The organism is Extensimonas perlucida, assembly GCF_007655255.1.
GTDB classification, from domain to species: Bacteria; Pseudomonadota; Gammaproteobacteria; order Burkholderiales; family Burkholderiaceae_C; genus Extensimonas; species Extensimonas perlucida.
Map to the genome: position 1 here is coordinate 1 of NZ_VMYE01000024.1, position 19,160 is coordinate 19,160.

The window sequence follows — 19,160 nt, forward strand, 5'->3', positions numbered from 1 at the left end:
TCTACAACCACCACTTGCCCCAATCAGCCCTGCAGAGCAAGACGCCTATGCAGGCTATGAGTGGGTGGTACGATTCATACCCTCATTTGTTCCATCGGCGGCCTTATGATCGTCCGGGACTGGACACGTACATCGTGAGCGGCTATTTTTCTGCGCCGCAGCGATTTCATGGGACATGCGATGAAACTGCTGGTCGTTGAAGACGAGAACAAGACGGCGGATTACGTCCGCCAAGGTCTCATGGAGGCGGGATTCGTAGTGGATCTGGCGCGCAACGGATTGGACGGACACCACCTGGCCATGGGCGAGACATACGATCTGGTGGTCTTGGATGTCATGCTGCCGGATGTCGATGGCTGGCGCATCGTGCGTGCCCTTCGAGATGCCGGTAAACAGGTCCCTGTACTCTTTCTGACGGCGCGTGGCGGTGTGGACGACCGTGTCAAGGGATTGGAACTGGGAGCGGACGACTACCTCGTCAAGCCATTCGCCTTCTCTGAGTTGCTGGCGCGGGTGCGGACGCTGCTGCGACGCGGAAGCGCTCCGAGCCAGCCTGATCGCATCCAGGTTGCCGATTTGGTACTGGACTTGGCGCGCCGACGTGCAACGCGCGCTGGCCAACGCATCAATCTCACCAGCAAGGAGTTCGCGTTGCTTGAGCTCCTGGCCCGTCGCCAGGGGGAAGTCCTTCCACGTTCTCTGATCGCGTCGCAGGTATGGGACATGAATTTCGACAGCGACAGCAACGTCATCGATGTAGCCATCCGCCGCCTACGCGCGAAGATAGACGATGCGTTCAATCCGAAGCTCATCCACACCGTGCGTGGAATGGGATACACGCTCGATGCGCCCGATGATGCCCCTGCGCCATAAGCCGCGGCAAAGCCGTCCAGCGTCGCTTGCATTGAGGGTCACGGCCCTGGTTGGTATCGCCACGACCTTGGTGTTTCTTGTGTTCAACTGGGTCATTCTCCGGTCGTTGGAGCACCACTTTGCTCAACAGGATGCCCACGAACTGGAGGCAGTGACAGCCGCTTTGGCTCAGCCCTTGCACCAGCTTGCAAGTGACATCGCAAGCGACGAACTGAAGCAACACTTGGCCAACGCAGTCGCAGGACATCATGGGATGACGTACGGCGTCTACGATGGGTCTGGCAATAGCATCTATGCCACGCCCGGTCCTGACCTGTCGAAACTTGACAGTAACAAAAAGTTGGTGAACCGCATCACCGCTGACGATTTGATCGTGTGGCACGAGGATCAGAGGTCATATCGAGGTGTGGTGGTACAACTGCCTGCTGACGATTCAGCGGCGTCCGGCTACCGCATCGTCGCCGCCATGGACATCGGCTTTCATCTCGACTTCCTGGCGGAGTTCAAGCGCATGCTTTGGTGGGCAACCGGCTTGGTCATGTGTCTGGCGCTCGGTGTGGCTTGGCTGGCGGTGCAGTGGGGCCATCTGCCGATTCGCAAGGTCAATGAAGAGATTCGGGCGATTCGCTCTTCAAAGCTGGATGTGAGGTTGGATCCTCGGGATGTGCCGATCGAACTGGCGGAACTGGTATTTGCCTTCAACGATATGTTGGCGAGAATCGAGGAAGGCTTCACCCGGCTATCACACTTTTCCGCAGACATAGCGCACGAGTTGCGCACGCCCGTCACCAACCTGGTCACGCAGACTCACGTAGCGCTTGGCCAGCCGCGCAGCAACGAGGAATACAGAGAAATCCTCTATTCAAATTTGGAAGAGTTTGATCGGATGGGACGCATGATTGGAGACATGCTGTTTCTTGCCCAAACGGAAAATGATCCCCGCAACTTGCGCTTGTCTACAATTGATCTGTCCGAATTGGTGCGGAGTCTGTTCGACTATTTCGAGGCGCTGGCAGAAGATAGCGGCATTACGCTTGGCGTTAAAGGGGCGATCGGCAGCATAGCGGCGGATCGGGAAATGCTCACCCGGGCGCTGAACAATCTTCTCTCGAACGCAATTCGACACACTCCTCGCGGGAAGAGCATCACGGTCTTGCTCTCGCAGGATGAGCAGTGGACAACGATCAGTGTGGTCAATCCCGGTGAGAAAATTCCTGAGCCCGATCTACCAAAGCTCTTCAATCGATTCTACCGAGTTGATCCGGCACGGCAACGAAATACGGCGGGCGCCGGTCTTGGCCTTGCCATCGTGAAATCGATTGCGGAGGCGCATGGTGGTTCTGTTGCCGTGACCTCCAGCGAGCTTGTCACAAGATTTGACTTGGCACTGCCCCATCTGCGGCAGTAGTCCGGGTGAGCTTCGGTGCCGGATAGCCGCATTCGGAGATGCAATGGCGCAGATCCTTGACCCTGAGGCATCGCTCGTCGAGATGAATCGTTGCGCTTCCCGCAACATAGTTGGCATCCGCATTATGGACGCCGTGAAGATACAGCAGCTTGCGGCGCACTCCCTCACCGCTCAGGCTCGATACAAGCCCTCCGACTTCAACGTTGATCGACTTCATGAATGCTCTTTCCTGTTAGCTGTATTTGTGGTGTCAAGGAGCGAATCGGCCCGAGTCCAGACAGTCCTGCGAGAACTCGAAGACAATCTCCCGGTCGGGAGCGATGACCTTATGCTTCTTGCCGGCGTAGTGCAGCCCAGAGACGGGAGAGGCGCTGCCTTGTTCCATCATCGCTGCGCTCATCGGGCCTTTGGCTCTGTCTGAATAAAGGTGCGCTTTGGCGGCAATAGACTGCCCCGGCGAAATTGAGGAGGTCATGTTGACGCCCCTTGCTTTCCTGAAGTCTGTTCGCAGTGTCTGGTCTCACCCAACAGGGATAGATAGGGATTGCTCGGAGGCGTTTCCGAGAAAAGCAGGCTCGGATCTTCCAGAAGGTATCCATGCAGACGGCGGGATTTTCTAGGCCCGGTTACTTCACAGGTCCAGATGTTCAGGCCGTTCGGTTGCTTGCGATGCAGCTGCAGCCTCTCGAAGCGCTTTTGTATCCACTGCCAGTCTTGCTGGCTCTCCTGCTTGGCCAGCGCGCTGACTTGCGGATGCTCCTGCGCATAGCGCTGGAATACGCCGGGGCTGACCAGGTAGGCGGTGCCGCTCGCGGTATGCACGAGCGCTTTCGCGTCGTTGATGATGAGCCGGCGGGAAGCGATGCCTTGTTTCAGCCACGCCATGAAGTGCTCTCCGGATGGCGCTGTCGTGGGCTTGGGCGCTGGGGACGAACGCTGAGGTGCGGTCAAGGTCGTCGCTTCAGTACGCGCGGCAGACACCGGCTCCGAAGGTGCTTCAGCGTCCTGCCGGGTTGCGGGTGAATTCACCATGCCCACCATCGAAAGCATGTCTTCCATGGCGTCGGGCAGCGGTTCACCTTTCGCTGGACGAGAGGGGTTACCTCCCTCCCATGGCGGAACCTCTTGGCCCTCCGAGGCTGACTGCGCTCCGGCCGGCGGAGTAGTGGCTGACACATCGGGCCCTTTGTCCGTGGCCGCCGCGTCGATCGCCACTGTGCCGGCGAACAGCGCCGGCCTCTCGCTTGGCTCCCAGATCAGCGCGGGCCCGAGGCGCAACAGCGTGAACGAGTGACACCAGCCGGTGGAACTGGTCACGGTCGCGCGCCAGATCGCCTTGCCGTCGGGCGTCGGCTGCAACATGCCGTGATCCTGGAGGACGTTGAACACCGCGGTGTTGTTCGCAGGAATGCCGTCAACGCCTTGGGACAGCAGGTGCGCACGCAGTTTGTCCGATACCGTCTTGCTCACCAGCCACAGCGCGTCCTCGGTGAGCCAGCCATCGGAGGCTTCCGGCTGGTTCAGCTTCAACTGTTCCTTGAGCAGGTAGCGCAGCCCGTCGAGCAGCTTGCGTTGCAGCGCGTGCTTGGGAGCGGCCATGGCGCGCGCCGGATCGCCGCCCAGTTCCTGGGCCACGGAAGCGCGGTCGGCCTGCACGACCAGTTCGCCCAGCACACCGGCGTGCTCGTACTGGCCGGCCAGGACGTAGAGCAGCGGTCCCCACAGGTCGGGATAGCCACTGAGCCAGTCCAGGAGTTGGGTGTCCAACAGTTGGCGGTAGAGCAAGCCCGTCGCCGCGCTGTGCAGGTGGTATTCGCGATCGTCGCGGTAGCGGAAGCGGTACGGCTGGTGCAGCGGACCGTACCACGGGTGCCACAGCGAGCCATCGGCCAGTTCGACGTGCAGATCGACGGCGATCTTGCCGATGTCGTGCAACAACGCGGCATAGGCGACTGCAGCAGTCCAGGCCTCAGCCTGCGCAGCCTGGTCCTCGGGGCTTGCGCCGATGGGAAGCAGATGGGACTGCCGCAGCTTCAGACTGTAGGCGACGATTTCCAGGCCATGGTCCAGCATGCCGCCGGGGTAAGCGTGATGATGCGCCTCGGAAGCCGGGAAAGCCTGGACCAGCTCGGCGTAGCGTTCCAGTGGCGCCCGGTACAAGGTGGCGAACTGCTTACGTGAGAGCGACGTGCGCTGCCAGATGTGCTCCAGCAGCTTCTGCCGGCGCGGGGTGGCCAGCAGCGATGCGGCCGACTCGGGCCGCATCAACCCTTTCGGGAGGTCGGTGACCGATGGTGGCGTCGGAGCAGCAGCAACCGCGGGCCGTTTTCGCTGGAACAGAGAGAGCATGCGGGTGTCCTGTCGCGGGCCGAGCGGGGAGGCCTTTTTGCCTTTTCGGGATAGAGCCTTTCCCCTTGCACCCCATTCCCTTGCCATTTCGACCCTTTACAGCCTTTGGGTATAGGGCGACGGGTGCTGACCGTCCACCGCCAATGCGGGTTGCAGCAGGGCCGGATTGATGCAGGAAGGCTGGCTGTTCACGCCCTACGATGGGCCGATTCTTGGACTCGGAGAACGCCGTGAGGCTTCACGTTGACAAAGTAAGGAAATTTCCTTACCATGCGGGTATCGCAATCAGGAGAGCCGCCATGCCTGCCATCCACGAAGTTGCCACGCTGACCTCCAAAGGCCAGATCACGCTGCCCAAGCCCATCCGGCAGGCGCTCGGCGTCGATGCCGGTGGCAAGCTCGCGTTCGATCTGCGGGGCAGCGAAGTCGTCGTCACCCGCGTCGATGCCGAGCATGAGGACCCCGCCATCGGCGCATTCCTGAGCCTGCTGGCCCGCGACATCGAAGCTGGCCGGAACGTCCAGGGCCTGCCCGAGGATCTGGCCCGCGCCATGCTGGAGCATGCTGGCCACGGTCTGGACCTGGACGAGGAGATCGACGGGAAAGTGGAACTCTGATGCAACGGCATGGCTGGACGCTGCTCTTCCACGACTGCGTGATCGAGCAGTTGCAGAAACTGCATGCGACCGCGAGGCGCGCGCAGGAGAACGACCCGACGGGCTTCGAGTCCAATGCCAACGTCAAGCTCTTCCGGGCCTTGAGCCAGTTGATCTTGGATGTGGTGCCAGGCGATCCGGCACGCGACGAGTACCGCCAGGGCAACACCTTGGGACCTGCCCACCGCCACTGGCGAAGGGCCAAGATCGGACGGCGGTTCCGGCTGTTCTTCCGGTATGACTCGAAGGCGAAGGTCATCGTGTACGCCTGGGTCAACGATGAACAGACCCTGCGGTCTTCGGGTAGCAAATCGGACCCGTATGTCGTGTTCGAGAAGATGCTCGGGCGCGGGAACCCACCAGACGACTGGCATGCGCTGATACAGGCAAGCAAGCAGGATTGGAGCAAACTGGAATAGGCATCGCTCAATAGCAGGAGACGACCATGAACACCACGACACGCATCCGTACCGCAGAACGACTCGGCCGCACCTTGGGTCGCGGATGGCGTGCCTACGTGCGCGGCGAACGCCGGGCATCGAGCTGGTTGGTGTCAAAGGGGGGGGCGGCGGCCGGTGCCACCGCGCTCGTGTGGGTGGTCAAGCTGGTTGCGCTCGGGGTGCTGCTGTACACCACCTTCTGGCTGGCGGTGTTGCTACTGCTGGGCGTTGCGGCGGTATGGATGGCTGGCAATTCGGCTAGAGATGAAGACCGCTGGACGCAACAGGATGAATTGCGCAATGGCGAGGCGGGCTTTGGCCTGTATTCTTCCAATGGCCAGCGGCTCGACCCTCACGACCCGAACGATCCGTTCGATGACTGAGGTTTGGCCTGTTTGTCACAGAACCTTGCCGGCTACCTTGTTTACACCTGACCCGGCGCTATCACGCGCTTCCTTGGAGCCGACAGCAAGGTTCTGAGCAATCACCCCAGCCTTAACTCCGACCCACCCCAAAGCAGCGACCCAAAACGTCGGCAGGACCAGAAACATCGTGCCTGTGACGAACATCAGGAGCATGTCGCCGAAGGCGTTGTTCAGCCCCACCAGCGGGTCGAAGTTGGTGTGCGGCCGGTTCCAGCCGAACCCCCAGCCATAAAGTGCGTCCAGGATCGTCGAATCGATCCAGCGCGCAAGCTGAAACCAGAAATCCGTGAAGAACAGCGCGAACTGCACGACGCTGACCGTGACGACCGTCTTCAAGTCATAGGTGCCCACGACCAGCACGAGCGGGATGCAGATTACCAATGCCATCTTGAGCAAGGCGAGCACCATCGGCAGCGCCTGCCGCACGACGTCCATCGCGGGAAACGAGGCAATCGCGCCAACTGCCATTCCAACGTCTCCCGTAGCCCGCGTCACGATGTTTGGCAAGGTCTTGTCGATCTGGCCGCCGTAGTCGGTATAGACGCTGCCTTGGTTCAGCTTCTGCTGCCGCGGTGACGCGATCGCGCGGATCACCGAATTGTCCACCTCGGCCCGGCTCAGGAAGCCAGCCCAGCCCGCCAGGCGATTGAGCAGGCTCGGGTCCACCTGTCCCAGCAGCCGTGCCCGCAGGCCATTGCTGCCATCAGCCCACCATTGCCTGCAGGTCGGGTAGCCACCGCCACTGGATACCTGGGCCAGCCCAGCGTCGCGGTTGCTGTCATAGGGCCAGTCATCGCGCGGCGTGCTGGAGCGATACGTGTCGTAGTACCCGTTCGTGTCGGTGAAGAACCGCGATCCGATCCAGGTCACGTCGTGCATCTGCTGCTCATCAAGTTGAGGGCGCTGCATGAACAATTTGGCCCGTGCAGGCCCATAGCAATCCCGAGAGAAATCCGCTACTTCCTGAGCCAGCACCGGATCATCGATGCGCGTGGCGTCGATCTCCATGCGCATCTGCCGCAGGTCCGTGCCGCACGGGATTGCCGCCACCGAAGCGCCCGTGACGGCGCGCGAGAGCGCGTGCATGAACGCCCACCACACCGGCACCTTCGCCGACTGGTTGTTGATGGTGCTGAAGGACTGCGACCAGCCGGTATCCGCGGGCTGCGCCACGCTGACCTGGCACTGGGCCGAGCGCGAGCTGTCGTACTGGATGGTGTTTAGGTCCACGTCGATGAACGGAATGCCGGCGAACATCACCACCACGATGGCGACGAAGACCCGGTTCTCGATGCGGGCGGCGCTCAGCACGCCTTTATTGCCCTCGTCGGCGCCTTCAGCACGAGCTTTCAACCACTCCTGCACGACGATGGCGACGAAAGGCAGCGCGAATACCCCGCTGGATACGAGGGCCGCCCAGATGCCGTTGTTGACGATCCAGGAAACGAGTGTGAGGTAGTACTCCAGGTAGTCGGTCGTGAAAAGCGTCATGGCCTCGATCCCCTCAAGCGGCCTGCATCAACAAGCTGGCTTCCAGCACGACGATGGCGACGACGCCCGCGATCTCGCTGCGCATCAGGCGGCGCCGTGCCTGCCCATCTGCCCCGTCCTGGTCTTCGCGCGCCAGCAGCCGGCGGCGCATCCAGAGCCACCCGTAAACCGTGGCCCCGTACAGACACAGCCGCCACACGAAGAAGTAGCCCGATGCGGCCGCGAGCCACCGCTCCCATCCGGCCACGCTGCCGACCAGGTAGATGCCGGCGATGTTGGCACCCACCGCAGCGGCGACGAGCACCACCGCCCACAGCAGCGCCGTCGCCGCGCGCCGGCTGAAGAGCCAGCGCAAGGGGCGCCAGGCCATGCGCTCCGCGTTCATGGCCTGGCTCCGGGATTGCCCTTCTGCAACTGGTCAAGGCGGTCGGGTACCGGATCGCCCTCGTAGATGCCGCGCGAGCCGGCCGCCCGCGTGCCGTGGCGCTGGATGATGGCCATCGGCGAGTTGTTCGCCAGTTCGCGCCGCAGCTCCAATTCCGTCTTCAGGTTGCGGATCTCCCGGTCGAGCGTGTCGCTCTCATGGTTCACGGCCTGCACCGCAAGTTCGTTGGCTGCGACGTTGGGCTCCTTCTTGCCCGTGAGCAGCGTGCGTTGGAGCAGGAGCGCCTTCTCCAGCACCGATGACAGCGCCACTTCGGACGCGAGGCGCCGCGCCAGCAGGTCCTGGTCCGGCTCGTCGCGCAGCGCCTCGATCACGCCGCGGGTGATCGGCAGCGACGTGCTGCCGGCCTCGCGCAAGTTCTCGAAGGTGGTATTACGCGTGCCGGAAACCAGCTCCTGCAAGACCTCCAGCTTGGCTTCGTACTCCTCCTGGATCAGCGGCGTCAGCCCGACGCCGGGCACCGTCTCGGTCTTAGTGCAGGAGTCGCACGTGCGCTGCACCTGCTCTCCGAGGGCGCGCGTGGCCCATTCGGTCGCCTGCTGCGGCGACGTCCAGGTCTGGCAGGACAGGCTCGCGCAACTGGTGGACGCGATGGAGGAGGTGTCCGTCACGCCGCGACCGTTGACCAGGTTGTAGCCCGCGCGGGTGACGTCGCCGACCACCCGGATGGCGGACTGGCCCGCGCCACCGGCATTGCTGCCGCCCACCCAGGGCACGCCGTCGTTGCCGCGGCGCGTCTCGGCCTGCTCGACGGCCGATACGGCATCGTTGCTGCCAACCGCGTCACGCAGGGCCATGCCTTCGGCCATCTGGCTCCAGCCAAGCTGGCCACCCGCCGTCTCGGCCATCTTCTCCGCCATGGCGCGGCACGTCAGCTTGGAGCGGTCGAAGTCCAGCCGCGCCTGCAGCACGCCGTTAGTCAGCAGGTTGTACAGGCCCGGATCGGCGCGCTGAATGATCAGCGCCGGCAGCGATGCAACCGCGCTGGTCGCGCTCTGGATCACGTTGCTCATGATCTGCTGAAAGCCGTTCGTGATGCCGTTAAGCTGATTGCGCAGCGTGGTCTGGATGCTCATGTCGCCGCAGATCAGGTTGCTGTTCCACCCCACGCCGACCCCGATGGAACGCATGCCGGCCGCGCGGCCCATGGACACCGCACTGCCACCGCCGATCGAGTACATGACGTCATCGCCGAGGACGGGGCCGCTGTTCTGGTATCCGACCTGCGCCCACGCCATGCCGCAGACCAGAGCGAGCGTGCCGGCCAGCGCCGTCGGGCGCAGCAGGCGGCACGCCTTGGCGGAAAGGTTCATCGGTTCAGGACGCTTCATCGTGGCACCTCAGAGGAAATCGACGCTGCCCAGGAACACCTGACCGCGGCGTTCGCAGCACGCATAGGGACGCCACAGCGCCCAGGCGTAGTCGCCTTGCTGGGCCTGGGTCAGCGTGCCGCTGTGCGGGAACACCACGCAGGTGTTGGACAGGCGCGGCGTCAGCTCCTGCCACTTGCCCGTAGAGGCATCACCCTCCATCAGCTCGCCGGCCGGCCAGTAGCCGTCGCGGGCGTTGGCAAGCAGCGGCTGGTACACGTGGATCTGCCCGCGGCGCGTGACGACATCGCCCGCGCGCTGGGCCACCACAGCCCCGGATTTTTGGTCGTCGGTCTGGTGCAGGAAGCCGCCGCGCGGATAGACGTTGCCCCAGAGATTCATCGTGGTGCGCGCACCGACCTCGCGCATGCCCGGAATCAACGCCTCCGGGTAGGCCATTTCAGGCACGTTGTAGCGCCAAGCCAGCGTGTCCAGCGTGCTGAGTAGATACGGCATGAAGGCCGTGCCCGCGCCTTGGCAGAAATAGCCCGACGACGATGCGAACTGGTTGAATACCTCGCCGCCAGGATGGCCGATGACATCGCTGTTCTTGAATTTGGCGAGGTTGTTTTCGTGGTCTTCGTTCGTGGTCCCATCCCCACCTGCCTGTGCGGATGGGTTGGGCGTGCTCATCGCCTGCACTTCGACCCAGGGGTTCTCCCCGGTGTTGCTGTAGCTGGAGACGACCGCATCGGGCACGTAGTGCCGGACCTTGGTGGACGTGCGCACCGTGCAGCCCGTCCAGGTGCAGTAGAGCCAGTAGCAGATGCCCACCACCCGGTATTCCAGGCAGTCCGGCGACATGACGGAGGACACGATGGTGGCGGTGTTCAGGGCGTAGCTGCCGGTGGCGCTGACCAACAGCAGCGAGGCCACGGCGACGCGCAGGCGGCGCAGCAAGTCGAATGGGCGATGGGTCACGGCTGCGTCCTCCGGTACTGCTCGATGCGGGACACCGCCCGGGCCACGTCCGGCTCGCCATAGACCACATAGCGTTGATCTACCACGACGGCCGGGATGGCGGCGACGCCCAGGCTCCATGCATCGGCGACGCCCTGGTAGGCGGTGCCGATGCGGCGCTGAAGATCGGTGCCGCCTTGGTTCAGTCGTTGCCGGACGATGGCTGCTGCCCGCTCGGGGTCGGCCGGCAGATCCGCGGAAAGCTCGGCCTCGATCCGGGGCGCTTCGTCCAACTCGATCAGCCGCTCGCCGCCGGCGGTCTTGACCGGGTGGCGGCTGTCGGTGACGACCACCACGTCGGCGGCGAAGGTGGCCGGGCTGAACACGGCCAGAGATGCCGGCAGCGCCACGGCCAGGCCAAGGGTTCGCCAGCCTGGTGCGAACCGGGTAAAAGCTGCTGGCATGTCATGCGCCCCGGAAGTTGATCAGGGCCATAGTCAAACGCCGAACCCCACGCGGCCCCAACAAACAATGCGCATCGCGGCCACCCCGCATACCTGCTTGCGTCGCTGCGAAGAAAAAGCGGAGGCCGAAGCCTCCGCGCTGATCAACGAAGCAGTGCAACCTTTACAGCAGGCCGGACTCCGCAAAGGAGAACGGGGCACCCTGGCCGACGATGATGTGGTCCAGTACCCGCACATCGATGAGCGCCAGCGCGACCTGCAGTTGCTGGGTCAGCATGCGATCCGCGCTCGACGGTTCGGAGATGCCCGAGGGGTGCTGGTGGCTGAAGACCACCGCGGCGGCATTCAACTCCAGCACACGCTGCGCGACGACACGCGGATAGACCGATGTCGAGTTGATCGTGCCCCTGAACAACGGCTCGTAGGCCAGCACCTGGTGCATGCTGTCCAGGAACACAGCGGCGAATATCTCATTGGGCTCAGCGACCAGTTTCAGACGCAGGTAGTCCCGCACAGCGGCCGGTCGGCTGAGGCACGGTCCAGCTTTGAAGATCCGTCTCTCCAGCAGCACGATGGCTTGCTGGATGATCCAGTCCTCGTGTTGGGTAGCGATGGCGGAAAGCGACTCCAGGTAGGAGTCATTGACGACGAAAGACATGGCGAACCTCCAGACGGTGAGATCGGAGGGCGCGCGCCCTGGGAGGGCAAGCCCTCCTGGGGAACGAACAAGGTGCATCCATCACCGCGGTAGCGGTGATCGTTCGCGGCCAGGACGCGAGGCGAACGGGTTGCGGTCAGCGCAGCGGACTGCGCCGTAGCCTTGAAGACCGGGGCTACCTGGGCATGTCGCCGACGACGTCGGCAGGCATTTCCGATGTGGGTGTGGTGGCGGGATCGCCGGCGGCGAGCATGTCCATGGCTGACAGCAAGGCATCGCCCTCGATCGGACCCTGCAGCAGGATCGCCTTGCCGCTTTCGCGATCGTGCAGCCGCAGCGACGGCGTGGCGGTCACGCCGCTGTTCGTGGCTTCCGCAGTTTGGGTACGAATCGCCGCGTCGGGCCGCTCGCTCGCGATGCACTGCTCGATGGCTGGCGTCAGGTCGGGGTAGCGCAGGTCCTCGGGCAAGCCCTGGCCGTCGCTGCGCGTGTGGGCATATACCCACTCGACGGCTTGCCAGAAGGTGGCATGCCCGCCGGCTTCGCCGGCGCATTCCGCCAGACGCGCTTCGGCAGAAGCGGCCGGTTCATGTGCGGCCAACGGCAGGTGGTGCCATTGCAAGGCCACGTCGGCATTGCCGGCCACCCAACGTTTGAGCACAGGGAAATAGGACCGGCAGAACGGGCATTCGAGGTCCGCGTACAGCGTCAGTGTGAAACGACCTTCCGGATTGCCCATCTGCCACGGAGGCCCTGCCACCTGTGTCTCGCTGACTGGCGCCGAAGTCTGAGGTGTGGACCCGCCTGGCGAACGGGACACGAGCCAGATCAGCAGCAGCGCAACCAGCACTGCAGCCAACGCCCACGGCCAGCGGGTCCCCCAGCGCCGACGGCGGAACGCCTGCACCTGCATCGGGATGGAAGGATGTTTGTGTTCCATGGCGTTCTCCGGCTTACGACAGTTCCAAGGCGGGCGACTCGATGCCGCGTGCCTGGTCGATCTTCTCGGCCACCTTGAAGGCGGCTTCCAGCTCGGTGCAGCCGTATTGCTGCATGAGCTGGTAGCGCTCGGCCTTCTCCTCGGGTTCGGTCTGCGCAAGCGCGAGGTAAAGGCTCGGCGGCACCGCGCGGAACAACACTTCCATCGACTTCGACAGGATCACGCCCTCGGTGAATTTCCCCCCCTCCTTGCGCGCAGAAAGCATCAGCGCTTTCTGCGCTGGTGAGAGTTCACGGAAGCGTGCAATCTTCTCGACCTCATCGGGCGGCATCGACAGGCAGATCCACCACTCAATCATGTTGAGCATGGGCTCTGCGGCACGCGGCAGGTCGTCGATGTTCTGGGTCGCCAGCCAGAACCAGGCGCCCAATTTGCGCCACATCTTGGTAATTTTCACGACGTAGGGCGCGAGCAACGGGTTCTTCGTGATGATGTGGCCTTCGTCGGTCACATTGATGATCGGACGACCCAGGTACTGGTCGCGCTCGGCGATGTTGTTCACCGTGCTGATCAGGCTGATGTAGGCGATGGAGAGCTGCGCGTTGTAGCCCTCGCGGGCATAGGTCGCCAGATCCACCAGCGTGATGTCGGCCTCGGGCCACGGCGTGCCATCGCGGTCGAACATCTCGCCATCGGTGCCTTGGCAGAACATGTCCATCGCGTCCGCCATCTCCAGCAGCCGCATGCGCCGCATCTCGGGAAGCGTCGAGTCCTGACCGCGGGCGCGCAGCGCGTTGCGCACGTCGCGAGTGAGCACCGTGCGCTTCTCAGCCACGCAGTGTTCGGCGGCGTCGAGGATGCACTGGCGGATCAGCGAACGGTCGGCCCGCGTCATCCGGGCTTCCTCCTTGTCCTCGCCGCCGGTGATCATCAGCCGTGCCGTGATCTCCAACTCGCCCAACACGTCACGCTGTTCGTCTGCCTCCATGACCGAGGCATCCGGTGGCAGGTCTTCGTCCAACGCATCGGCATCGAGCGTCTGCACGTCGCTGGGTGTTTCGATCAGCCGGCGGGCATCCGCGAACGGTGCCAGGCTGATGCCCGATCCGGGGGCCAGCTTGACCCGGTTCACCGTCAGGCCCAGGCGCCTGGCGAAGTCGCTGAACAGCCCGAAGCTGTTGCCGGCTTCCACGATGAAGAGGCGCGGCCGGTAGATGGCCGTGACCTGGTTCAGCAGGTTGTTGAGCGTGGCGCTCTTGCCCGAGCCGGTGGGGCCGAACAGGAATAGATGGGCATTCATCTGCCTGTCTAAGCGGTTCAGCGGATCAAACGTGATCGGCCCGCCACCGCGGTTGAAGAACGTGTTGCCCGGATGGCCCGTACCCTGGCTGCGACCCCACGCCGGCGAGAGATTCGCCACATGCTGGGCGAACATCAGTTGGGTGAACCAGTTTCGCCGATCCTGCGCGGGGTTGTAGCAGCACGGTAGCCAGCGCAGATAGCTGTTGAGCGGCGCGACTTCATCGTCCTCGCGAACGGGCTGCAACCCCGCGTTGAGCATCACGTTGGCGAGGTCCAGACCGCGCCGGTCAAGCTCGGCTTCGTCGCGTCCGCGCAGATAGAAGGCCAGCGTGCCGCGGTAGAGTTTGTGCGCGCTGCCGATGAGCGAGCGCGCCTCCTGCACGTCCTTGAGCGTCTGCTCCGATGCCAGTGTTTCGCCGACTGCCTTCTTCGCCAGGTGGTTCAGGTGCGATTCGAGAATGTCCTGGGGCGTCGCCACCATGGTCAGACACATCGTCGTGTCCTCGGGCATCTGATCGAACAGCGTGTTGATCGCATCGCCCTTGCGGGTTTCGCCAGTCAGGTGTCCCGTTCCGGGCGGCATGCGCAGCCGGTCAGTGACCAACACACGGTGCGGTATGCCGTCGAAGTGCCAGGTGCCATGCTCCACGTCCGAGCGTGGCTGGCTGAAGAAAAGCCGCTGGCTAAAATCCCGCCCGCTCGCCAGTTCGATCTCGCCAGCCTCGGTGTCGGCGGGGTAGCGCGCGAACGCATAGAAGCGCTCCCGGTCCTCGACCCCAGGCCCGAGCAGCGTCGGACGCGGGTTGAACCAGCGCAGCAGCCAGTCATGGACGTCTGCCGCACCCAGGCGGCGAGCCTGGATGCCGGCGTTCGCCAGCCCGCCGCACAGGCGGTCGCAGACGATGTTCAGCATCTGCTCGGGTGTCTGGCCCCGGCGGTTTGCCTGGCCCTGTCCTTGTCCGGTCACGCGGCGATAGACGACCATGCGCACACGCCTCGTCTGGCCGCGCCAGCGCAAGCGTGTGACCACCGTGTCCTGGAACAAGCCACCGGGCTTGGCCACCGCGCGCAGATGGTGGGCAAAGAACCGCAGGTAGAACTCCGTGAACACCGTGCCACGGGCGCGCGGCTGCACGTAGTCGCGCAACGTCTGCATGTACTGGTCGAAGCTCGGTTCGTCCTGGGCGTAGAGCTGCAACACCCAGGGGTTCTCGTCCAGTTCATCGAAGCTGTCCTGGAGCGCGTTTTCTAAGGCGTCGCGGGCGTGCGCGAGCCAGCCGGGTTCCCGGCCCTCGGTACCCAGCGGCACCAGCTCGAAGAAGGCGGCCACCGATTGGCCGTCCTCCAGGAGCATCGATTTCGACTCGGGCAAGAACTCCACCCAGGGCAGCAGTTCCACGAAGGACGGTGCGACGTCGTACAGCGCCTGCTCGTCGGCCTCCGTCGCCGGCTTGCGGCCCCGGACTGCCGAGCCGGGTTCGGGGATGCCGACCTGCCGCAAGGCCTCGACGTGGCGCTGCCAGCCGTCCGGCTGCTCATCATCACCAGCGCCGGATGCGGCCAGCTTCGGCGCGGCCGGCTTAGGCCAGGGAAGTTTCCACCGCATCAGTAGGCCTCCACGCGCTCGCCTGGCATGGCGTACTGGATGCGCTGGTTGAGCGGGAAGACCGTCGTGTAGCCCGGCACCGGCACGGGGTCCGTGCCCGCCAGGTGCGGATACACGTACATGACGAGATCGGGATTGGGCAGACGCTGGAACTGGCGGTGGACCTCATTGCGCGCGGTGCGCGTGTAGCGCATCTGCTCGACGGGTGCGACCTGCACGTCGGCGTCGGTCAGGGGCCGACGCAGGCTCTGGCGCGCATCGAGCAGCTGGCGGCCGGCGTTCCGTCCGGCTGCGCCACCGCCGTCGCCGGCCTCCTGCTGCCAGATGTCCATCATCGTGCGGTCACCGTGGGTCAGCAGCTTTTCCTTGCTGGTGGCGCAGCCGCCAAGCACCGCGACGGCGAGGGCCAGTGCCAGGCCACGGGCCAGGTTAGTCAAGTTCGAGTGCATGGCTTTCTCCTGCGCGGTGATCGACCTTGCGGCCTTCGGGATCGAAGTCGATGGCGAGCGGCTTTTCGAGGTGGACGGCAACCTTGGCGCCGGGCTGGACATAGACGGCGGCGAACGCCTGGCCGTACAACTTGTTGACCCAGGCCGACATGTCCCGCACGCCGCCCGCCAGAATCTGGCCGACCGCTTCCTGGCCGGTGATGCCCACGGTGCCGATGGAGCCGTCCGAGCCGACATAGGACATGCGGCCGCTGTCGCTCTCGATGAGTGAGGCCACACCGGCGCCGGCCGCGGTGATCAGGGCCTGCGAGCCGAGGTATTGCTGGGCGTTGCTGCGCCGCTCGCCGCTGACGCAAGGAATGCCGTGGGGATCGCTGATCCAGCCCAAGCCATCGCGCTGTTGGTTGTTCTGCTGGTTGCCCTCGCGGTCTTCGGGGATCGTGCGAATCGTGCCGTCGTGGAAGACGAACGTGATGCTGCGCACCTGGCCGCGCACGCACGAGAGCGTCCAGTCGCCCGAAGCGGTGCCGCTGAACACGGCGCCGGCCACGTCGGGAATGTCGATGCCATTGGCGGTCAGGTTGTCCGGCCCGACCAGAACTTTGAACGGATAGGGATCGTTGACCGTGCCGTCGATCGGCACGCGGCCGATCAGCGCTGTCATGGCGACCGAACCCATGAGCGTGGAGTTGGTCGGCACGGTGTAGACCGGCTTGGCACTCTTGACCCCGGCGGCGCGGGCGCCCGCGTTGGCCACGGTTTCCGCAGTGGTTTCGAGCGTGCTCTGCGCCGGGCCGAAGCTCGTGGGGAAGCTCATGCCGCCGCTCGCGCCACGCCCCCCGTTGCGCCCCTCGGCGGGCTTTGCGTCGTCCGGCTCGACCCACCGCACGCCGCCCTCCATGCCTGCCTCGTCGCCGCCCTGCAGCCCCAGGCCCACGGGCAGGTCCGCATGGCCGCCGCCGCGCCCGCCGATGCTGTCCAGACGCCGCTGCAGGTCGGCGAGCAGCCCTTCGGTCTGCTGGCGCGCGCTGGCCGCCTGCTCTTGGTCGCGGCGCAGGTTGGACCGCTCGGATTCGAGCGCCGAGTTGATGCGCTGGTCGATGGAGTTCTCGCGCTGGCGCAGTCGCTGGTTCTCTTCACGCTGCGACTTGTTGTCCGAGAGCGCGGTCTGAAGCTCGGTGCGCAACTGCTTCACTTGGGCAACGAGCGTCGCCACGGTGTCGCGCGGGGTGTCGCCTTCGATGCCCAGCGCCTTCATTTCATCGGGCGTGAGCTGGGCGCCGTTGTCCGCCGCGGGTGGCGCCGTGCTGCCTCCACCCGAGAACAGCCGGATACCGACGAACAGCACCAGGATGGCAACAGGGATCATCAGCCACTTGAGCAGGCCGTTACTGCGCATGGCGGGCCTCCTTGGTGTTCTCGTCGCCGTCCGGCTGCGGCAGATGCACGGCCGGGTCGAAGCGGTGAATCGCCGGCAGCAGCGACTGCGCGAGACCGCGGCCGCGCGTGACCAGGTACAGGACGGTCGTGTCCTCGGGCGTGCCGCGCGGGCCCAGCGCCTCGTGCTGGAAGGTGGCGGTGAGGAAATCGCCTTGCAGCACGCGCGGGTCGAGCGTGATCCAGCCGCCGCTGCCGTTGGTTAGGCGCACGGCAGTGACCCACTGGTCCTCCAGGCGCCACGACGCGAGTGCGACCGCGCGCACGGGCAGCGTTGGCATCAGTGTGTCCAGGTCGAGGTCGCGGGGCAGGTTGACCCGCATGACGCCCGGAAGCGGCTCGACGGTGCGCAGCGGTGCGTAGAGGTTCTGCGCGGCGAAGCGCGTCAGCACGACAGGGACCGGAGTTTCGCGCCGCGCGGTCCGCGCACCTGCTTGGCCCTGGGCGCGTGCCGGGGCCTCGGCACTGTCGGCCTGCTCGCCATAGCGTCCCGGTGCGCTGTCACCCTCGACGATGCGCACCGGCTCCAGCTCGGCTTCCCCGTCCTTGGGTGGTTCGGCTGCGATGTCCAGCAGGATCAGCGCGCCCGTGTCGGCGTCCTGCAGTTGCAACCGCGTGGGCTCGATCGGCTCGCTGGCGCGCAGGTACACCGCGCCCCCCGCACTCTGCACGCGCAGGCGTTCGCCCACGCCCGCGGGCACGCCCACGCGCACGTTGCGGTCGATGAACACGATGCGTTCCTGACCGACCTTCAGCGGCACTGCCAGTGGCATGCGTTCCCAGCGCAGGATTTCCACTGCATGGGCGACGGGTGCCGCGGCCACGGCCAGTAGCCCCAGCAGCGCGAGTACAGGGTGCTTCATGGGGTGTTTCCTCCTTGAGGCGCTTGCGGAGACAGGCCACTCGGCGCCGGGCGCGTCGGCTCCGGTGCACTGATGCGCTGGGGCGCGCCGTCGTAGCAGTCCAGCGCCAGGCCGAACGGGTTACGGGCGGGATCGACGTCCACCCGCGTGACCTTGATCGGATAGCGCACCAGGGCGCGCTTGACCTGCTCGGCGCCGTAGTACTCGTCCGCCGTGATGTCCAGCGTCACCACCCAGTCGCGATCGGACACGGTGCGCACGCGCGCCGTGGGGTCGTCGCCATAGCCGCGGCCGGGAATCTCGTAGATGCCGCGCACGCGCTGACGCAGCTCGCCCGTGGAGCGGCGGTAGTCATAGTCCGCCCGCAGGAAGGCCTGGCAGGACGGGGTGAGGTACGGCGAGAGCGTGTGGAGGTTGCGCGAGTAGTCTTCCTCGCCATTGGTTGGCCAGCGGTTCAGCGTCTGGAACACGTAGAACGTGAACGCATAGACCGATTCGGGCGGCACTTCCCACCACTTGCGGGTACTGCCAGAGCGCAGGTCGGGCGGGACGTGGATGGTCAGGTCGCGCGGCGCGCTCCACCAGCCGCCGCCCATGACCAGGGCGACGACGACCAGCGCGCCCGCGGCCAGCCGCAAGGTCTTGATGTGCGCCTGCAGGTGGGTGATCTCGTTTTTGAAGCGGCTCATCGCATGCTCCTGCGGGTGGACCAGAAGCCCGAGCGCGAGATCAGCACATGGCCACCCACCCAGCCGGCCATCAGCGGATGGCGCGTGGCGATGCGCCATTGCAGTTGCCGATACAGCCAGGTGTCGGGACGCCCACGCTTGAGGCGGCGCAGGATGCCGCCGCCGATGAAGACGCCGAGCGCCACGCCCAGGACGACGAAGGTCGGCGCCAGCGCGATCGTGCGGAACACCCAGGACAGCGGCGCGCCGACCAGCAGGCCGGCGGCACCGGACAGGCCGCAGCAAATCCAGAGTTCGTCAGCGGTGAGGCCGCGCACCACAACGGGATGGCGGTTGAGCCGGTGCGGAAGGAAGGTGACCGTTCCGTCCGCACGGACGTGCTGCTGCTCGGACAT

The 19,160-nt window shown here is 64.9% G+C and carries 20 protein-coding genes and 3 pseudogenes; 6 read left to right on the forward strand and 17 right to left on the reverse strand.

The genetic code is table 11. The features are described 5' to 3' along the window. The 3 genes and pseudogenes from FK527_RS17635 to FK527_RS14905 form a co-directional block, all read left to right on the forward strand. A pseudogene (locus FK527_RS17635) lies at positions 1–200 on the forward strand (hypothetical protein); the annotation flags it as partial. Then, positions 181–873: a heavy metal response regulator transcription factor gene (locus FK527_RS14900; RefSeq protein WP_003097513.1), complete on the forward strand. Its 693-nt coding sequence runs from the start codon at positions 181–183 to the stop codon at positions 871–873. The pseudogene FK527_RS17635 and the gene FK527_RS14900, both read left to right, overlap by 20 nt. Further along, positions 857–2,281: a heavy metal sensor histidine kinase gene (locus FK527_RS14905; RefSeq protein ID WP_425460455.1), complete on the forward strand. Its 1,425-nt coding sequence runs from the start codon at positions 857–859 to the stop codon at positions 2,279–2,281. The genes FK527_RS14900 and FK527_RS14905 overlap by 17 nt, the downstream gene beginning before the upstream one ends. Here the strand turns inward: FK527_RS14905 and FK527_RS14910 are convergent. The 4 genes and pseudogenes from FK527_RS14910 to mobH all read right to left on the reverse strand — a co-directional run. After that, on the reverse strand, positions 2,241–2,498 hold the full coding sequence (locus FK527_RS14910) for a heavy-metal-associated domain-containing protein (RefSeq protein WP_013391817.1): 258 nt from the start codon (positions 2,496–2,498) through the stop codon (positions 2,241–2,243). The two genes, FK527_RS14905 and FK527_RS14910, sit on opposite strands and share 41 nt — an antisense overlap. Positions 2,499–2,531: 33 nt before the next feature. Then, positions 2,532–2,756, reverse strand: a complete 225-nt coding sequence (locus FK527_RS14915; protein WP_034012201.1) for a hypothetical protein — start codon at positions 2,754–2,756, stop codon at positions 2,532–2,534. Next, positions 2,753–3,193 (reverse strand): annotated as a pseudogene (locus tag FK527_RS17835) (conjugal transfer nickase/helicase domain-containing protein); the annotation flags it as partial. The pseudogene FK527_RS17835 and the gene FK527_RS14915, both read right to left, overlap by 4 nt. 104 nt (positions 3,194–3,297) lie before the next feature. After that, positions 3,298–4,630, reverse strand: a pseudogene (mobH, locus tag FK527_RS14920) (MobH family relaxase); the annotation flags it as partial. Between the two features lie 299 nt (positions 4,631–4,929). Between mobH and FK527_RS14925 the strand changes: the two are divergent. From FK527_RS14925 to FK527_RS14935, 3 genes are read left to right on the forward strand one after another with little or no spacing between them, the layout of a single operon-like run. Further along, positions 4,930–5,247 (forward strand): type II toxin-antitoxin system PrlF family antitoxin, encoded by a 318-nt coding sequence (locus FK527_RS14925; protein WP_013391814.1) that lies wholly within the window; start codon positions 4,930–4,932, stop codon positions 5,245–5,247. Further along, entirely contained in the window at positions 5,247–5,705 is a 459-nt protein-coding gene (locus FK527_RS14930; RefSeq protein WP_013391813.1) for a type II toxin-antitoxin system YhaV family toxin, read from the forward strand. The genes FK527_RS14925 and FK527_RS14930 overlap by 1 nt, the downstream gene beginning before the upstream one ends. Positions 5,706–5,731: 26 nt before the next feature. After that, positions 5,732–6,109 carry a DUF3742 family protein gene (locus tag FK527_RS14935; RefSeq protein ID WP_013391812.1) on the forward strand — a complete coding sequence of 126 codons (378 nt, stop codon included), beginning with the start codon at positions 5,732–5,734 and terminating at the stop codon, positions 6,107–6,109. A 15-nt stretch (positions 6,110–6,124) separates the two neighbouring features. On the opposite strand, the gene FK527_RS14940 is transcribed toward FK527_RS14935, so the two are convergent. From FK527_RS14940 to FK527_RS15000, 13 genes are all read right to left on the reverse strand, one after another. Then, a complete protein-coding gene (locus tag FK527_RS14940; protein ID WP_013391811.1) occupies positions 6,125–7,642 on the reverse strand; it encodes a conjugal transfer protein TraG N-terminal domain-containing protein in 1,518 nt (505 codons plus the stop codon). Between the two features lie 13 nt (positions 7,643–7,655). Beyond that, on the reverse strand, positions 7,656–8,027 hold the full coding sequence (locus tag FK527_RS14945) for a hypothetical protein (RefSeq protein ID WP_013391810.1): 372 nt from the start codon (positions 8,025–8,027) through the stop codon (positions 7,656–7,658). Next, entirely contained in the window at positions 8,024–9,418 is a 1,395-nt protein-coding gene (locus FK527_RS14950) for an integrating conjugative element protein (RefSeq protein WP_013391809.1), read from the reverse strand. The genes FK527_RS14945 and FK527_RS14950 overlap by 4 nt, the downstream gene beginning before the upstream one ends. A gap of 9 nt (positions 9,419–9,427) precedes the next feature. Next, positions 9,428–10,291 carry a TIGR03756 family integrating conjugative element protein gene (locus tag FK527_RS14955; RefSeq protein ID WP_425439547.1) on the reverse strand — a complete coding sequence of 288 codons (864 nt, stop codon included), beginning with the start codon at positions 10,289–10,291 and terminating at the stop codon, positions 9,428–9,430. Positions 10,292–10,374: 83 nt separating this feature from the next. After that, positions 10,375–10,821, reverse strand: a complete 447-nt coding sequence (locus FK527_RS14960; RefSeq protein ID WP_003116803.1) for a TIGR03757 family integrating conjugative element protein — start codon at positions 10,819–10,821, stop codon at positions 10,375–10,377. A gap of 163 nt (positions 10,822–10,984) precedes the next feature. Beyond that, a complete protein-coding gene (locus tag FK527_RS14965; RefSeq protein ID WP_003116804.1) occupies positions 10,985–11,479 on the reverse strand; it encodes a JAB domain-containing protein in 495 nt (164 codons plus the stop codon). Between the two features lie 175 nt (positions 11,480–11,654). Further along, positions 11,655–12,419, reverse strand: a complete 765-nt coding sequence (locus FK527_RS14970) for a DsbA family protein (protein WP_003116805.1) — start codon at positions 12,417–12,419, stop codon at positions 11,655–11,657. Positions 12,420–12,432: 13 nt separating this feature from the next. Next, positions 12,433–15,327 (reverse strand): conjugative transfer ATPase, encoded by a 2,895-nt coding sequence (locus FK527_RS14975; protein WP_013391807.1) that lies wholly within the window; start codon positions 15,325–15,327, stop codon positions 12,433–12,435. Then, on the reverse strand, positions 15,327–15,776 hold the full coding sequence (locus tag FK527_RS14980; RefSeq protein WP_003116807.1) for a TIGR03751 family conjugal transfer lipoprotein: 450 nt from the start codon (positions 15,774–15,776) through the stop codon (positions 15,327–15,329). The genes FK527_RS14975 and FK527_RS14980 overlap by 1 nt, the downstream gene beginning before the upstream one ends. Next, entirely contained in the window at positions 15,757–17,175 is a 1,419-nt protein-coding gene (locus FK527_RS14985; protein WP_003116808.1) for a TIGR03752 family integrating conjugative element protein, read from the reverse strand. Before FK527_RS14985 ends, FK527_RS14980 begins: the two co-directional genes overlap by 20 nt. Beyond that, the gene (locus FK527_RS14990) at positions 17,165–18,076 is read right to left on the reverse strand and encodes a TIGR03749 family integrating conjugative element protein (RefSeq protein ID WP_003116809.1); all 912 of its coding nucleotides are present in this window, start codon (positions 18,074–18,076) and stop codon (positions 17,165–17,167) included. The genes FK527_RS14985 and FK527_RS14990 overlap by 11 nt, the downstream gene beginning before the upstream one ends. Beyond that, on the reverse strand, positions 18,073–18,765 hold the full coding sequence (locus FK527_RS14995) for a PFL_4703 family integrating conjugative element protein (protein ID WP_003116810.1): 693 nt from the start codon (positions 18,763–18,765) through the stop codon (positions 18,073–18,075). The genes FK527_RS14990 and FK527_RS14995 overlap by 4 nt, the downstream gene beginning before the upstream one ends. Then, the gene (locus FK527_RS15000; protein WP_003050133.1) at positions 18,762–19,160 is read right to left on the reverse strand and encodes a TIGR03750 family conjugal transfer protein; all 399 of its coding nucleotides are present in this window, start codon (positions 19,158–19,160) and stop codon (positions 18,762–18,764) included. The genes FK527_RS14995 and FK527_RS15000 overlap by 4 nt, the downstream gene beginning before the upstream one ends.

Coding starts and splice junctions, on each gene's coding strand:
- FK527_RS14900 (WP_003097513.1), top strand. CDS start 181: ATGAAACTGCTGGTCGTTGAAGACGAGAACAAGACGGCGGATTACGTC.
- FK527_RS14905 (WP_425460455.1), top strand. CDS start 857: ATGCCCCTGCGCCATAAGCCGCGGCAAAGCCGTCCAGCGTCGCTTGCA.
- FK527_RS14910 (WP_013391817.1), bottom strand. CDS start 2,498: ATGAAGTCGATCAACGTTGAAGTCGGAGGGCTTGTATCGAGCCTGAGC.
- FK527_RS14915 (WP_034012201.1), bottom strand. CDS start 2,756: ATGACCTCCTCAATTTCGCCGGGGCAGTCTATTGCCGCCAAAGCGCAC.
- FK527_RS14925 (WP_013391814.1), top strand. CDS start 4,930: ATGCCTGCCATCCACGAAGTTGCCACGCTGACCTCCAAAGGCCAGATC.
- FK527_RS14930 (WP_013391813.1), top strand. CDS start 5,247: ATGCAACGGCATGGCTGGACGCTGCTCTTCCACGACTGCGTGATCGAG.
- FK527_RS14935 (WP_013391812.1), top strand. CDS start 5,732: ATGAACACCACGACACGCATCCGTACCGCAGAACGACTCGGCCGCACC.
- FK527_RS14940 (WP_013391811.1), bottom strand. CDS start 7,642: ATGACGCTTTTCACGACCGACTACCTGGAGTACTACCTCACACTCGTT.
- FK527_RS14945 (WP_013391810.1), bottom strand. CDS start 8,027: ATGAACGCGGAGCGCATGGCCTGGCGCCCCTTGCGCTGGCTCTTCAGC.
- FK527_RS14950 (WP_013391809.1), bottom strand. CDS start 9,418: ATGAAGCGTCCTGAACCGATGAACCTTTCCGCCAAGGCGTGCCGCCTG.
- FK527_RS14960 (WP_003116803.1), bottom strand. CDS start 10,821: ATGCCAGCAGCTTTTACCCGGTTCGCACCAGGCTGGCGAACCCTTGGC.
- FK527_RS14965 (WP_003116804.1), bottom strand. CDS start 11,479: ATGTCTTTCGTCGTCAATGACTCCTACCTGGAGTCGCTTTCCGCCATC.
- FK527_RS14970 (WP_003116805.1), bottom strand. CDS start 12,419: ATGGAACACAAACATCCTTCCATCCCGATGCAGGTGCAGGCGTTCCGC.
- FK527_RS14975 (WP_013391807.1), bottom strand. CDS start 15,327: ATGCGGTGGAAACTTCCCTGGCCTAAGCCGGCCGCGCCGAAGCTGGCC.
- FK527_RS14980 (WP_003116807.1), bottom strand. CDS start 15,776: ATGCACTCGAACTTGACTAACCTGGCCCGTGGCCTGGCACTGGCCCTC.
- FK527_RS14985 (WP_003116808.1), bottom strand. CDS start 17,175: ATGCGCAGTAACGGCCTGCTCAAGTGGCTGATGATCCCTGTTGCCATC.
- FK527_RS14990 (WP_003116809.1), bottom strand. CDS start 18,076: ATGAAGCACCCTGTACTCGCGCTGCTGGGGCTACTGGCCGTGGCCGCG.
- FK527_RS14995 (WP_003116810.1), bottom strand. CDS start 18,765: ATGAGCCGCTTCAAAAACGAGATCACCCACCTGCAGGCGCACATCAAG.
- FK527_RS15000 (WP_003050133.1), bottom strand. CDS start 19,160: ATGTCCGAGCAGCAGCACGTCCGTGCGGACGGAACGGTCACCTTCCTT.